13 protein-coding genes are annotated in these 12628 nt (G+C 72.3%); 9 read left to right on the forward strand and 4 right to left on the reverse strand.

Annotated features, from left to right (window positions below; translation table 11 throughout):
• Positions 1-222 precede the first annotated feature (222 nt).
• The 5 genes from NOO62_RS00310 (at position 223) to NOO62_RS00330 (ending at position 5177) form a co-directional block, all read left to right on the forward strand.
• Entirely contained in the window at positions 223-960 is a 738-nt protein-coding gene (locus NOO62_RS00310) for an SDR family oxidoreductase (RefSeq protein WP_268768850.1), read from the forward strand.
• 212 nt (positions 961-1172) lie between these two features.
• Entirely contained in the window at positions 1173-1514 is a 342-nt protein-coding gene (locus NOO62_RS00315) for a non-heme iron oxygenase ferredoxin subunit (protein ID WP_268768851.1), read from the forward strand.
• Positions 1515-1556: 42 nt separating this feature from the next.
• A complete protein-coding gene (locus NOO62_RS00320) occupies positions 1557-2270 on the forward strand; it encodes a gamma-glutamyl-gamma-aminobutyrate hydrolase family protein (RefSeq protein WP_268768852.1) in 714 nt (237 codons plus the stop codon).
• Positions 2271-2370: 100 nt separating this feature from the next.
• Positions 2371-4149: an FAD-dependent monooxygenase gene (locus tag NOO62_RS00325; protein ID WP_268768853.1), complete on the forward strand. Its 1779-nt coding sequence runs from the start codon at positions 2371-2373 to the stop codon at positions 4147-4149.
• 161 nt (positions 4150-4310) lie between these two features.
• A complete protein-coding gene (locus NOO62_RS00330; protein WP_268768854.1) occupies positions 4311-5177 on the forward strand; it encodes an NmrA/HSCARG family protein in 867 nt (288 codons plus the stop codon).
• 57 nt (positions 5178-5234) lie between these two features.
• Here the strand turns inward: NOO62_RS00330 and NOO62_RS00335 are convergent, their stop codons facing one another.
• A complete protein-coding gene (locus tag NOO62_RS00335; RefSeq protein ID WP_268768855.1) occupies positions 5235-6011 on the reverse strand; it encodes an alpha/beta fold hydrolase in 777 nt (258 codons plus the stop codon).
• Positions 6012-6247: 236 nt separating this feature from the next.
• Between NOO62_RS00335 and hemG the strand changes: the two genes are divergently transcribed.
• The 3 genes from hemG (at position 6248) to NOO62_RS00350 (ending at position 8979) form a co-directional block, all read left to right on the forward strand.
• Complete coding sequence (gene hemG, locus NOO62_RS00340; protein WP_268768856.1) at positions 6248-7711, forward strand: protoporphyrinogen oxidase; 1464 nt, start codon at positions 6248-6250, stop codon at positions 7709-7711.
• Between the two features lie 41 nt (positions 7712-7752).
• Positions 7753-8361, forward strand: coding sequence for a DsbA family protein (locus NOO62_RS00345; protein ID WP_268768857.1), 609 nt, complete (start codon positions 7753-7755; stop codon positions 8359-8361).
• A gap of 171 nt (positions 8362-8532) precedes the next feature.
• Entirely contained in the window at positions 8533-8979 is a 447-nt protein-coding gene (locus NOO62_RS00350) for a YdeI/OmpD-associated family protein (protein ID WP_268768858.1), read from the forward strand.
• Between the two features lie 46 nt (positions 8980-9025).
• Here the strand turns inward: NOO62_RS00350 and NOO62_RS00355 are convergent, their stop codons facing one another.
• From NOO62_RS00355 to NOO62_RS00365, 3 genes are all read right to left on the reverse strand, one after another.
• On the reverse strand, positions 9026-9802 hold the full coding sequence (locus NOO62_RS00355) for an ABC transporter permease (protein ID WP_268768860.1): 777 nt from the start codon (positions 9800-9802) through the stop codon (positions 9026-9028).
• On the reverse strand, positions 9799-10758 hold the full coding sequence (locus tag NOO62_RS00360; RefSeq protein WP_268768861.1) for an ATP-binding cassette domain-containing protein: 960 nt from the start codon (positions 10756-10758) through the stop codon (positions 9799-9801). The genes NOO62_RS00355 and NOO62_RS00360 overlap by 4 nt, the downstream gene beginning before the upstream one ends.
• A gap of 74 nt (positions 10759-10832) precedes the next feature.
• Entirely contained in the window at positions 10833-11501 is a 669-nt protein-coding gene (locus NOO62_RS00365) for a DUF4097 family beta strand repeat-containing protein (RefSeq protein WP_268768862.1), read from the reverse strand.
• Between the two features lie 276 nt (positions 11502-11777).
• Here NOO62_RS00365 and NOO62_RS39180 point away from each other — a divergent pair, with 276 nt between their 5' ends.
• Entirely contained in the window at positions 11778-12521 is a 744-nt protein-coding gene (locus tag NOO62_RS39180) for a helix-turn-helix domain-containing protein (protein WP_414930746.1), read from the forward strand.
• The last annotated feature ends 107 nt before the right edge of the window (positions 12522-12628 follow it).

Here is a 12628-nt window from a genome sequence, read left to right on the forward strand (position 1 = left end):
CAGGCTGCCGCCGCCCCGGGCGTCCGTGCAAGTGCCGGGCGAACAGGGCGGCGTACGCCCGGTGTTCGACCGCGCCGTGTCCGCAGTTGAACATCCCCGGCGTTCACGACGGCGTCGGGGAGTGCCGGGCGAACTGTGTGACTCTTCGGTGGGCTCACCGCGCATGGCGTGACCCACCCCCACCCCTTCCTTTACGACGGAACCCCCTTGACGACAGAAGGGATGACAGACGTGCCCCTCGAGAAGATCGCGCTCATCACCGGCGCCAACAAGGGCATCGGGCAGGAGACCGCACGGCAGCTGGGCGAGCGGGGAGCCGTCGTCCTGGTCGGCGCCCGGGACGAGGTGCGCGGCAAGCAGGCGAGCACCGCGCTGGCGGAGTGCGGCATCACGGCGGTGCCGCTGCGTATCGACGTGCGCGACGAGGCCTGCGTGGCCGAGGCCGCCGCCCTCATCGAAGAGCGCTACGGCCGCCTGGACATCCTGGTCAACAACGCCGGGATCGCCGGGCGGTTCACCGGCGCGCCCAGCCTGGCGGCCGCGGGCGACCTGCGGGAGGTGTACGAGACCAACGTCTTCGGCGTGGTCACGGTGACCAACGCGATGCTGCCGCTGCTGCGCCGCGCGCCGGCCGGGCGCATCGTCAACATGTCCAGCCACCTGGGATCACTCGCCCTCAACGCCGACCCGGCCTCCCCCATGGCCCACGTCAACATGCTCGCCTACCAGTCCTCCAAGACCGCGCTGAACGCGCTCACCCTCGCCTACGCCAAGGAGCTGCGGGACACGCCGATCAAGGTGAACGCGGCCCACCCCGGCGTGGTGGCCACCGACATCAACGGCCACCGGGGGCAGCGCACGCCCGCCCAGGGCGCCGTGATCGCGGTACGGCTGGCGCTCCTGGACGCGGCGGGGCCCACGGGTGCCTCCCTGTCGGAGGACGGGCCGGTGCCCTGGTAGCAGGTGCGCCGCGGGCGCCGCGGGCTCCGATGAACCTCGTCCTGAGCTCGGGTCATCCTCAAGAGCCGCAGCGGAACGTGTGGCCCGGCGCGTGGAGATCCGGCAGAGACCGGACTCCTGATTCCGGGCCCCTGTTTTTCGGGCCCCTGTTTCCGGGCCCCTGTTTCCGGACCCCGATGCCGGATCCCCGAGTGTGGAGGAGAGCGGGAGCGATGAGCTTCATCAAGGTTTGTCCGGTGGACAAGATCCCGGCCGGCGGCGCGCTCGCGGTGGAGGTCGGGGACGCGCCGGTCGCACTGGTACGCAGGGACGACACCGTGTACGCGGTCAGCGACCTGTGCTCGCACGCCGAGGTCTCCCTCGCCGAGGGGGAGGTCTACGGCACCACCATCGAGTGCTGGCTGCACGGCTCGTGCTTCGACCTGCGCACCGGGCAGCCCGTGAACCCGCCGGCGACCCGGCCGATCGCCACCTACCGGGTGAAGGTCGAGGACGGCTTCGTCCACGTGTCGCCGGACCCCGAGCCGGACCCCGAGCCGGACCCCGCGGACTGAGAACCAGGACCAGGGACTACTGAGAACCAGGGACAGGTGGACATGAACGCAGCGAAGCCGCCGGTGGTCGGGATCACCGCACGCACGGTCCCGGTCACCTTGCAGGGCACCGACATGGTCGTCAGCCTCTCGCTCCAGTCGCACGTGGACTTCCTGGCCGCGGCGGGCTGCGTCCCGGTCGTGCTGCCGGTGCGGCCCGGCGTCGAGCAGCTGCTCGACGGTCTGCAGGGGCTGCTCGTGCCGGGCGGCCCGGACATCGATCCGGCGCTGTACGGGCAGGAGCGCCACCCGCTGACCCGGGTCGCGAGCACGGAGCTGGACCGCGCCGAACTCGCGCTGATCGGCGCGGCGTTGGCGGCCGAGCTGCCGCTGCTGGCCATCTGCCGGGGCATGCAGCTGCTCAACGTGCGCTGCGGGGGCACCCTGCACCAGCATCTGCCGGAGGTCACCGGCACCGACGCCCACCGCCCGCAGGGCGCCGGCTTCGAGTTCGGCCGGCACGTCCTTGACCTTCGATCCGGCAGCCGTATCGCGCGGGTCTACGGCGACGACACCCCCAAGACCGCCTGCCACCACCACCAGGCCGTGGACCGCATCGGCGAGCACCTGGCCGCCACCGCCCGCACGCCGGACGGCGTCGTCGAGGCGGTCGAGGCGGTGGGCCACCCCTTCGCCCTCGGCGTGCAGTGGGAGGCCGGCCAGACCGAGGACGAGCGTCTGCACCGCGCGCTGGCGGACGCCGCCCGGCGCCGGTGAGACACGCGAAAGCATCTCCGGACAGCTCAACGCACTTTCATTCCCGGCACATTCGGCAGTTTCCGTGAGCGTGGGACTGTCACCTTCCGGAAGGACGAAAATGGGAACAGTCGAGGTTCCGGTTCTTATCGTGGGCGGCGGCGGATGCGGTCTTGCCGCCTCCAACTTCCTGTCCGACCACGGTGTGGACCACCTGCTCGTCGAACGGCACGCGGACACCGCGCACGTGCCCAAGGCGCACTACCTCAACCAGCGCACGATGGAGATCTTCCGTCAGCACGGGCTCGACGGGCCGATGGTGGAACAGGGCGCGCCCCTGGAGCTGTTCGGGAAGCTGCGCTGGCTGACCTCGCTGGCCGGCGACGGGCCGATGGACGCGCAGCACCTCCACGAGATCGACGCCTTCGGCGGCGGTTCGCTGCGCGCGCGGTACGCGGCGGCCGGGCCCGTCCTGCCGGTGAAGCTGCCGCAGGTCCGCCTGGAGCCGATCCTGCGCGCCACCGCCGAACAGCGCCGCCCCGGGCGCATCCTGTTCGGCCACGAGATGACCGGCTTCACTGACGAGGGCGACCGGGTGGTCGCCGAGGTCCGCGAGCGGGCCACCGGCGAGACCACCACGGTCACCGCCCGCTACATGATCGGCGCCGACGGCGGCCGCACGGTCGGCGGCGCGTTGGGCGTGGAGATGCGGGGCGTGCCCGCGCTGCTCGACGTGACGACCGCGTACTTCACCGCCGACCTGTCGCAGTGGTGGCAGGAGGGCACCCTGCTCACCCACTTCCTCAACGCCCACGACCCGGACCTGTGCAGCAACCTCATCGAGATGGGGCCCAGCTGGGGCAAGGCCTGCGAGGAGTGGGTGCTGCACTTCCCGCCGATGGACGCCGACCACCTGGACGAGGAGTCGGTGGTGGCCCGGGTCCGTGAACTGCTCGGCCTGCCCGAGCTGGAGCTGGAGCTGCACCACGTGACGAACTGGACGGTGCAGGCGCTGGTCGCCGAGCGCTACCGCAAGGGGCGGGTGCTGCTGGCCGGCGACTCCGCGCACCGCCAGCCGCCCACCGTGGGCCTGGGCCTGAACTCCGGCATCCAGGACGCGCACAACCTGGCGTGGAAGCTGGCCGCGGTCCTGGACGGCCGCGCCGACGACAGCCTCCTTGACACCTACGAGGCGGAGCGGCGCCCGGTGTGCCAGCTGAACGTCGACTGGGCGGTCTCGGCCGCCTCCCACCACCAGGCCGTGCTGGACGCGGTGGGCCTTGGCCCGCACGCCCCCGCGCAGCGCCGTCAGCGGATGTTCGCCTCGTACTTCGACCCCTCCCCCATCGGTGAGGTGGTGCGGGCCCGGACCGCGGAGATCCTGGACACCCACCGGGCCGGCTGCCAGGCGCACGACTTCGAGATCGGCTTCCACTACGAGCAGGGCGCGCTGGTGCCCGACGGCAGCGAGCCGCCCGCGCGGGTGGCGATGCGCGATGTGTACCAGCCCACGACGCGGCCCGGGCACCGCCTTCCGCACGCCTGGCTCGAGCAGGACGGCCGGCGCCTGTCGACCCACGACCTGACCGGCTCCCCGGCCGGGTTCGTCCTGATCACCGGGGCCGAGGGCGGCGCGTGGGCGGAGGCGGCCGCGCAGGTGGCGGAGAAGCTGTCGCTGCCCATCCGGCCGGTCCGGATCGGCGCGGGCGCGGAGTTCACCGACGCCGAGGGCGGCTGGGCGCGGGTGCGCGAGATCGCCCCGGACGGCGCGATCCTGGTGCGGCCCGACAACCATGTGGCGTGGCGCAGCATGGGCGGCGCCGACCAGGCGGCGCAGCTGCTGGCGAACGCGGTCTCCCGCATTCTCGATCAGCGTGTCACCGAGGGTTCCGCTTCCTGAATTCCGCTTCCTGAATTCCCCTTCCTGAATTCCCCTTCCCAAAACGGGATTTGGAACAGGCGGGGCGGAAAGGGCGGCCGCACGAGCCGGACCGGCGGCGGCCGCCCCTCCTTTTTTGCACGGCACCTTTGGCGGCACATCTTTCACGACGGAGGAATACGGTGGCGGTAGACGGAACGGTCCTGGTGCTGGGCGGAACCGGCCGGCAGGGAGGTGCGACGGCCCGCGCTCTGCTGGGCCGGGGACGCCGCGTGCAGGCGCTGGTGCGCGATCCGCAGGCTCCCGCGGCGCGCGCGCTCGCCGAGGCGGGTGCGGTGCTCGTGCGCGGGGACCTGGAGGACACGGCGTCGCTGCGGGCGGCGATGCGGGGCGTCCAGGGCGTTTTCAGCGTCCAGACGTTCCGGGGCCCGGGCGGGGTGGCCGCGGAGGAGCGCCAGGGCAAGGCGGTGGCGGACGCGGCCGCCGAGGCGGGCGTGGCCCACTTCGTGTACAGCTCGGTGGGCGGCGCGGACCGCTGCGAGGTCATCCCGCACTTCCGCAGCAAATGGCACATCGAGCAGCACATCGACAAGCTCGGCCTGCCGGCGACGGTGCTGCGGCCGACCATGTTCTACGACATCCTCCTGGACCTCGGCCCCAAGCCGGCCGGCGGCGAACTGGTCCTGGGCCTGTGGCTGCGCCCCGAGGTCCCGGTCCAGGTGATCGCGACCAGCGACATCGGGGCGTTCGCCGCGGACGCCTTCGGCGATCCGCAGGCGTGGCTGGGCCGGCGGGTCGAGATCGCCAGTGCCGAGCTGACCGGCCCGCAGATCGCCGAGGCGTTCGGGCGGGTGGCGGGCGTCCCGGTCCGCTACGCGCAGCGGTCCTTCGAACCGCTGCGCGCGGCCCGCCCGGACCTGGCCGCGATGTTCGACTGGCTCGACACGGAGGGCTACAGCGCGGACATGGCCGAACTGCGCCGCATCCGCCCCGACGTGGTCGCCCTGGAGGCGTGGCTGGGCGAGAACTGGACGGTTCCGGTGGCCTAGGCAGCACCGTACCGCCCGGGGACCAAGTCCTCGGGCGGTGCCTGGCGTCGGCGGCCTTCAGGTGGTGGTGAAGCCGGCGAGGACGCGGCCCAGGATGTCGGTGTCGATGCGGTGCCAGGAGCCGGGCAGCTGCATGCCCCAGCCGTTGGGCAGGACGGCCGCGGTGGCGCGGGCCGCGTCGCGCAGCCAGTCGCCGGTCGCGTCGCTGTTGACGATCAGGGCCGGTGTCCGCAGGGTCGCCAGGCGGGCGGCGGGCACCTCGAAGTCGCCGAGGATGGTCGTGTCGTAGAGCAGGGTGTGGGCGTTGGCCTCGTTCGTCGCCCACAGGGGCGCCTTGCGCCAGTCGGCGATGGTCTCGGCGCTCAGGCCGAGCAGTTCGCGCAGCCAGTACTCCGCGGTCTCCCCGCGCCGGTCCTGGGCGAGCAGCGCCTTGAGGGTGTCCATGCAGTCGGCGGGCGGCTTGGGGTGGGGGGCGATGCGGAAGTAGGGCTCGTGCAGGGCGAGTTTGGTGATCGGCACGCCGGCCAGGGCCGCTTCGAGGGCAAGGTTCGCGCCGGTGGAACCGGCGAACACGACCGCCTGGCCACCGGCGTCGTCGATGATGGCCGCGAGGTCCTCGATCTCGCGCTCGACGGCGTACTGCGGGGCGTCGCCGCTCTGTCCCCTGCCCCGGCGGTCGTAGACGTGGACGGTGCAGTGCGGCTCCAGCTCCGGGACCAGGGCGTCGAAGATGGTGTGGTCGCGGAACGCGCCGTTCATCAGCACGATCGGCGGGCCGTCGCCGGTGCTGCGACAGGCGATCGTTGTGCCGTCCTGGGAAACGACCTTCCGCATGCCACCACTCTCCTCATGTTGTCACGGGGTGTGTTGTGCGCAGCGGTAATGTCCAGCGCTCCGGTTGACGGCGGGTGGAGGATGAATCGGGTGCACCCGAGCGCCGTCGCGGCAGCCAAGTCGCCCTGGAATAAGGCGGGTTGCGGGAGGGTTGCCCGATCCACTCCCGCTCAACCGAGACTATCGGCAGCCCTTCAAAACTGATGCGACACCGTATCCACGAAGGAGCAGGTCGTATGGCGGACAACGGAATGGCTCGGTCGGGCACGGCTCCGCATGTCGTCGTCGTCGGGGGCGGCGTCGCGGGCCTGGCGGCGGCGTTCTTCCTGCGCGAGGAGCCGGTGCGGGTGACCGTCCTGGAGGGCGCCGGGCGGCTGGGCGGGCAGCTGGCCGTCTCGGAGCTGGCGGGCGTCGTCATCGACGAGGGCGCGGAGTCGACGTACGCCCGGCGTCCCAAGACCGCCCGGCTGCTCAAGGCCGCCGGCCTGGAGGAGCGCGTCGTGGCGGCGGGCACCAAGTCGATGGCGGTGTGGAGCGGGGGCCGGCTGCGGCCGCCGCTGGAGCGTCAGTTCATGGGCGTGCCCTGCGACCTGGACGAGCTCGCCAAGTCCGGCATCCTCTCCGAGGAGGGCGTGGCCCGCGCCCGCGAGGACCTGACGCTGCCGCGGGCCGGGCGGGAGGAGGACCGGTCGGTGGCGGACGTCGTCGGCGGGCGCCTGGGCCGCGAGGTCGTGGAGCGCCTGGTGGACCCGTTCCTGTCGGACGCCTACTTCGGGCGCGCCGACGAGCTGTCCTTCGAGGCCACCCTCACCCCGCTGGTGAGCGCCTCCCGGCGGCGCGCCTCGCTGGCACAAGCGGCGGGCGCGCTGCTGCCGGAGCCGCTGCCGCCGGGGCAGGAGCCCACCACCGGCATCTCCACCCTGACCGGCGGGCTCGGCTCGCTGCCGCAGGTCCTCGCGGACGGCCTGCTCGCCGCCTCGCCCGGCTCGGCCGTGCGCACCGGGAGCAGGGTGCGCGGGCTCGAACGCCGCGAGGACGGCTGGCGGGTGAGCGTGCACGGCGCCGCCGGGGACGAGCACCTCGACGCGGACGCCGTCATCGTCGCCGTGCCCGCGGCGCAGGCCGGCCCGCTGCTCGCCGGCCTTCCCGGGACCGGCCGGGCCACCACCGCGCTCGCCGAGATCCCCCACGCCGGTTCCGTCATCGTCACGCTCGCCTTTCCCCGTAGGGCACTTGATGCGGTACGCGGCCTGGGGCACAGCGGCTACCGGGTGCCGGCGGTGGACGGGCGGGCGATGAAGGTGGTCACGTTCTCCACCATGAAGTGGCCGCACCTGGCGGGCGAGGTGGACATCGTGCGCTGCCAGGGCGGCGGCAGCGGCGGCGAGGACCTGCTGGCCCGCGACGAGGCCGACCTCGTCGCGCTCGCCGCCGCCGAACTCGCCGAGGTCACCGGGGTGAGCGGCACGCCGCTGGCCTCCCGGGTGAGCCGGTGGGAGAGGGCGGTGCCGCAGTACACGGTGGGGCATCTGGAGCGGGTGGCGCGCATCCGGGCCGGGGTCGCCGCCCAGCCCGGCCTCGCGGTGTGCGGCGCCGCCTACGACGGGGTCGGGGTCGGCCAGTGCGTGGCCGGCGCCCTCAAAGCCGCCGAGGAGGTGCTCGGCGAGCTGCGCACCACCACCTTGGCCGGCCCCGCGTGACCGGGAGAGAGGTCCACGATGGCGAGGGAAGGGAGGCCGGCGTGTCCGGGGAGAGCGTGAGCGCCGTCGACTTCTGGTTCGACCCGCAGTGCCCGTGGGCGTGGATCGCCTCGCGGTGGATCAACGAGGTGCAGGAGCTGCGGCCGATCAGTGTCCGCTGGCACGTGATGAGCCTGGCCGTCCTGAACGAGGGGCGCGACGTGCCGCACAAGTACCGGGTGGGGCTGGGCTTCGGGCCGGTGCGGGTGTGTATCGCCGCCGAGCAGAAGTACGGGCCCCAGGTGCTGGGCCGCCTCTACACCGAACTGGGCCTGCGCTACCACCACGAGAAGGCGCCCAAGGACCGGGCCACCCTGGAGGCGGCGCTGGGAGCGGCCGGGCTGGATGCGGAGCTGGCCGCGGCGATGGACTCGACCGAGTACGACACGGCGCTGCGCGCCTCGCACCACGCCGGCATGGACCGGGTCGGCTACGACGTGGGCACCCCGGTGATCGCCGTGGACGGCAACGCGTTCTTCGGTCCTGTGGTGACCCCGGTGCCGCGCGGCGAGGCCGCGGCCAGGCTGTGGGACGGGGTGCTGCTGGTCACCGCGACGGACGGGTTCTTCGAACTCAAGCGCACGCGGGACCGCAAGCCGGACTTCGGCTGACGCGTTCCGCGGGCCGCGTTCCCCGGGCCGCCTGCCGCCTGCCTGCCGTCTGCCTTCCGTCTGCCGCCATCCGTCTGCCGCCACACGGATGGCGCCGATCCCTGCCCCCAGGGGCCCCGCCCCGGTCAGGATGTGACCCAGCACGGTCACTCACTTCGACAGGAGCAGATGATGAAGTTCCGAACCTACGTCGAGCCTCCCGAGCCCATGCGGGGCCTGGAAGTTCCTCCGGAGGTCGTGGAGAAGCTCGACGGAGGCAAACGGCCGGCCGTGACCATCACCATCAACGGGCACTCCTGGAACAGCCGGCTGGCCATCATGCGCGGCCGCCACCTGATCGGCTTCAGCAAGGCCAACCGGGAGGCGGCCGGGGTCGAGACCGGCGAGGAGGTCGAGGTCGACCTCGCCCTGGACACCGAGCCCCGCGTCCTGGTCGAGCCGGAGGACTTCACCCAGGCGCTGGACGCCGATGCGATCGCCCGCAAGGTGTACGACCGGCTGTCACCCAGCCGCAAGCGGGCACACGTGCACGCCATCGAGAGCGCGAAGAAGCCCGAGACGCGCCGGCGGCGCATCGAGAAGGCGGTGGCGACGCTGCGCGACGAGGCGTTCGCCTAGCCCCCGGACCGCCCGCCCGCGCACCGAAGGGCACGCGGGCGGGGGGTTACTTGGGGTCGCGGTTGAACTGGGCGGTGGACCAGCAGTAGCCCAGCACGGTCAGGGCCAGGCACCAGCCCAGCGCGAGCCAGCCGTTGTTGCCGATCGAGGTGCCCAGGAGCAGGCCGCGCAGGGTCTCGATGGCGGGTGTGAAGGGCTGGTACTCGGCGATCGGCTGGAACCAGCCCGGCATCGAGTGCAGCGGGACGAAGGCGCTGGAGATGAGCGGCAGCAGGATCAGCGGCATGGCGTTGTTGCCGGCCGCCTCCGCGTTGGGGCTGCCCAGGCCCATGCCGACCGCGATCCAGGTGAAGGCCAGCGCGACCAGGGCGAGCAGGCCGAAGGCCGCGAGCCATTCCCGGACGGTGGCGTCGGTGGAGCGAAAACCCATCGCCACGGCGACGGCGCCGACCAGGACGACGCTGATGAGGATCTGCAGGACGCTGCCGACGACATGGCCGAAGAGGATGGAGCCGCGGTGGATGGCCATGGTGCGGAAGCGGGCGATGATGCCCTCGTTCATGTCGGTGGAGATGGAGACGGCGGTGCCGATGACGGTGGAGCCGATGGTCATCAGCAGGATGCCGGGCACGATGTAGGCGGTGTAGGCGGAGCGGCCCGCGCCGGCGCTCATGGTGTCGCCGAAGATGTAGACGAACAGCAGCAACAGCATGACCGGGGTCATCAGCAGGTTGAGGGTGAGCGAGGGGTAGCGGCGGGCGTGCAGGAGGTTGCGGCGCAGCATCGTGGAGGAGTCGCGCACGGCGAGGGAGAGGGAGCTCATCGGACGGTCTCCTTGGCGGGGGCGGGCCGGGGGGTGGTGTGGGCGGTGAGGGCGAAGAAGACGTCGTCCAGGTCGGGGGTGTGCACGGTCAGTTCGTCGGCCTCGACGCCGGCCAGGTCGAGGCGGTCAAGCAGGGCGCGCAGGGCGCGCTGGCTGCCGTCGCTGGGGAGTTGGAGGGTGAGGGCCTCCTCGTCGCTGACGGCCTCGGACAGGGACGCGGCGGCGGCGCGGTGGGCGGCCGGGTCGGTGAAGCGCAGGCGCACGTGCCCGCCGGGGACGAGGCGCTTCAGCTCCTGGGCGGTGCCCTCGGCGGCGATCTTCCCGTCGTCGAGTACGGCGATGCGGTCGGCGAGTTCGTCGGCCTCTTCCAGGTACTGGGTGGTGAGGAAGACGCTCACCCCGCCGGTGACCAGTTCGCGGATGATGCCCCACATGGTGTGGCGGGAGCGGGGGTCCAGGCCGGTGGTGGGTTCGTCGAGGAAGATGATCCGGGGGCTGCCGACCAGGGTCATGGCGATGTCCAGGCGGCGTTTCATGCCGCCGGAGTAGGTGGCGGCGGGTTTCTTCGCGGCCGCCACGAGGTCGAAGCGTTCCAGGAGTTCGGCGGCCACCCACCGTCCCTCGCGCCGGGGCAGATGGTGCAGGTCCGCCATGAGGAGCATGTTCTCCTCGCCGGTGATCAGGCCGTCGACGGCGGAGAACTGGCCGGTGACGCCGATCGAGGCGCGGGCGGCCTGGGCCTGGTGGGCGAGGTCGTGGCCGGCGACGTACAGCTCACCGGCGTCGGCGCGGACGAGCGTGGAGAGGATTTTGACGGCGGTGGTCTTGCCGGCGCCGTTGGGGCCCAGCAGGGCGAAGACCGTTCCTTCCGGGACGCTCAGGTCGATGCCGTCCAGGACGGTCTTGTCGCCGTAGGACTTGCGCAGCCCGTGTGCCGCGATGGCCAAGCCGGTCATGAGGTGAGCTCCTTCGTGTCGGGGGCCGCGGAGGGAGAAGAGGGGAAGCCAGAAGGGGGGAAGGGGGCCCGGGGTCAGAGACTGCGGGCGGTGATGTCGCCCTGGGCGACGGTGGCCTTGATGGTCAGGGCGGGCGCGCCGCCGGTGTTGTACAGCGCGTTGTCGATGCGGCCGTAGGAGGTGCCGGCGTCCATGGCGGCGCTGACTCCGCGGGCGGCGGTGACGGTGATGTCGCCCTGCTCGGTGCTCAGTGCGAGCGCGCCGCGCACGGCCTCGGCGATGTGCACGTCGCCGCGCAGGGTGCGGATCTCGCCGCCGTCGTTCAGGCGGCCGACCCAGATGTCCGCGTCGAGGCCGGTCAGGCGGGCGCTGGTGGCCTCGTCCAGCTTGACCGAGCCGTGGCCGCCGTCGAAGGCGACCTCGCCCAGGCGTCCCACGCCGCGGAACTCGGCGGCGGAGGACGTGGCCCGGACGCCGGATCCCGCGGGCAGCTGGACGGTGACCTCGACGGAACCGGTGCTGCCCAGGAGGCGGTTCTTGGCCTCGGGGGCCTGGATGCGCAGGACGCCGTCGGCGTAGGCGACGTGGGTCTGCTCGGCCGCCTGCACGTCGCGGCCGCGGGTGGGGTCGGCGGGCCGGATCTCGACGGTGGTGTCGGTGCGGTCGGCGGCGATGAACTGGATGCGGCCCGCGGGGATGTCCAGGACGGTGCGGACGGCGGCGGGGGTGTCGAACTTCTGCATCGTGTGCTCCTTGGTCCGGTGTCGCGTGCCCCGTGCGGCCCGCGCTTTCCGATGACAGAAACGCTACGTTGCATTCACTGATCTGACAACGAACTTGTTGCGTTGCAACCCCATAATTGCAGGTGGATGCGGGGAAGTTGAAGCAATGGGCTCACGCTTAACGCAACAACCCCCACCCCATTGCATTGCAATGAGATGGGCGTGAACGCTATAGTCGGCGGCGTTCGCCGACCACCGCGGGCCCGACACCGGCCCCGGCCACGAAGGAGACCGCCGATGCCGGGAGGCAGACTCACCCAGCAGGAACGCCGCCAGATCGCCCTGGGGCTTGCCGACAACCTCGCCTACGCCGAGATCGCCCGGCGCCTGGAGCGGCCGACCTCGACGATCACCCGCGAGGTGACGCGCAACGGCGGCCCGGCCGGCTACCGCGCCGACGTCGCCCACCGCGCCACCGAGCACCGTGCCCACCGCCGCACACGGAGCGCGCCCCGCACCCCGCGCACACCCCCGCAGCCGCACGGGCGCGACGCCGGTGAAGTACGCGCCTACGAGGAGGTGTTCACCACCGTCATGATCGGCTCGGGCATGCCCACGATGATGTCCCGGGTGGTGGCCGCCCTCGTCCTCACCGACTCCGGCAGCCTCACCGCGGCCGAGCTCGTCCAGCACCTCCAGGTCAGCCCGGCCGCCGTCTCCAAGGCGATCGCCTTCCTGGAGAGCCAGGGCTTCGTGCGCCGGGAGCGCGGCGAGGGCCGGCGCGAGCGCTACGTCGTCGACGACGACGTCTACTACCAGTCCATGATGGCCACCGCCCGCGCCACCGCCCAGGTCGTGGCCACCGCACGCCAGGGTGTCCCCGTCCTGCGCCCCGGCACGCCCGCCGCCACCCGCCTGGAGAACATCGCCCGGTTCCTGGACTTCGTCTCCGAAAGCACCGCCCGCGCCGCCGAACAGGCCCGCGACATCCTCCACGCCGGACCCGCCCCCGCCGCCCAGACCGGTGCCGGTGAGGTTTGAGGGTACGAAGACTGGTCAGGCGCACCCGAGTTGCAGAGGAAACACGCCGAACAGGAACGTGCCCTGCACACGGGCACCGGCACGCTGATCCTGACGGGTTTCCTCGT

Origin of the sequence: Streptomyces sp. Je 1-369 (assembly GCF_026810505.1) — a bacterium.
In the GTDB taxonomy this organism is placed as follows: domain Bacteria; phylum Actinomycetota; class Actinomycetes; order Streptomycetales; family Streptomycetaceae; genus Streptomyces.